This is a genomic window from Streptomyces sp. UH6, assembly GCF_013421635.1.
GTDB lineage: Bacteria > Actinomycetota > Actinomycetes > Streptomycetales > Streptomycetaceae > Streptomyces > Streptomyces abyssomicinicus.
Genome location: NZ_JACADT010001185.1, coordinates 1 through 1,549, shown reverse-complemented (window position 1 = coordinate 1,549; position 1,549 = coordinate 1). Strand labels below are relative to the sequence as shown.

The 1,549-nt window shown below is 75.4% G+C and carries 2 protein-coding genes; one reads left to right on the top strand and one right to left on the bottom strand.

Annotation, left to right across the window (positions count from 1 at the left end; all coding sequences use genetic code 11):
- Nucleotides 1-783: FAD-dependent oxidoreductase (locus HW445_RS30455; RefSeq protein ID WP_180224027.1), on the bottom strand; the 783-nt coding region annotated here is incomplete at its 3' end.
- 66 nt (nt 784-849) lie between these two features.
- Here HW445_RS30455 and HW445_RS30450 point away from each other — a divergent pair.
- A partial coding sequence (locus HW445_RS30450) for an oxidoreductase (protein WP_180224026.1) occupies nt 850-1,549 on the top strand: 700 nt, incomplete at its 3' end.

Genomic DNA, 1,549 nt, shown 5'->3' with positions numbered 1-1,549 from the left:
CGGCCGGACCGCCGCGCACCGAGCCACGATCGCCTCGGCGACCGCGGGGTCCGGCTCGGTGGACCACGCGCCCACCTCGGCCGTCCCGCCCAGCAGCAGCCGCCCCGGCTGCGGCAGGAAGTAGGTGGAGTGCGCCCCGTCGTCCGTGCCGCCGACGACCGAGGTCAGCCAGGTGTCCACCCCCGGGTTCTCCACCACGACCAGCTGCCCGCGCACCGGGTGCACCGAGTCGTCCGGCACCAGCTCCCGGGCCCCCAGCCCGGTCGCGTTGACCACGGCCGGCGCCTCGGCGGCCGCCTCGTCCAGCGAGGAGACCGTACGCTCCTCGACCACGCCCCCCGCCGCGAGGAAACGTTCCCGCAGCCAGGGCAGGTGGACCCGCATGTCGATCAGCGGCACCCGTGCCCACAGGCCGCCGCCCGGACACTCCTCGGACGTCGCCGCCCGCAGCCCCGGCACCTTCGCGGCCCACCCGCCGAGCCCCTCGAGGGACGCGCCGCCGTGCACCCCCGCCACCATCCGCACACCGGTCTCCTCGGACCGGGTGGCGGCCAGCGCGGCGTACACCTCGTAGGAGGCCAGCGACCACTCGCCGACCCGTTCCTCCGGTTCGATCCGGTACGGCCACCACAGACCGCCCGCCACCTCCGAGGTGGTCCGCTCGGCGGGCTCGCGTGACCAGATCCGGACCCGCCGTCCGCTCTCGGCGAGGACCACGGCCGTGGTCAGACCGATGACTCCGCCGCCCACGACGATCACTTCACAGGGCCGATGCTGTTCCATCCGCGGACCGTAACGGAATGCCCGGCACCGGGAACAGAGCGCCCGCACTGTGGGAATACTCGGAGCATGGCTGCCGAGCACGCGACCCACGCCTCCTTCGCCCTCGCCCCGGCGACCCGCGCGGGCGCGGTCCTCGCGGGCGGGGCCCACATCACCCACCGTGAGTTCACCGACTTCGTGGTCGACGGGCGTCCGCTCCTCTTCCGCCTCGCCGACCTGGACGCGGTGTCGCCCCTCGCCTCCGACGTGCCGCCGGCCATCTTCGCCGAACAGGTGCGCGCCCTGCTGCTGGAGGCGCCGGCGCCGCTGCCCGGTGGCCGGTACCTCGTCTACGGCTGCCCCGAATGCGCCGACCTGGCCTGCGGCGCGGTCACCGCGGTCATCGAGCGGGACGGCGAGGACTACGTGTGGCGCGACTTCGCCTGGCAGACCGACGACCACCCCGACATGCGCCTCAACGGCTACCACGGTCTCGGCCCCTTCCGGTTCCGCGGCGACGGGTACCGCCGTGCGCTGACCGGCCTGCTGGAGCACGCCCCGGACGCGCGGGAGGACGGCCGCCGGGTGCTGCTGATCGGCGCGCGGGCCGCCGTGCTCAACAAGCTGGCCGCCGCGCTCCGCTCCATCGGCATAGGAGCCGACATCACCCACGACCCCTCCGGGATCCCGCCCGAGGAGCTGCGCGCCTACGGCGCGGTGGCCTTCGGGCGCGCGGTGGGGGAGGAGCGGCGCAACGAGGCGCGGGCCGCGTTCCGGCGGGCGGGCG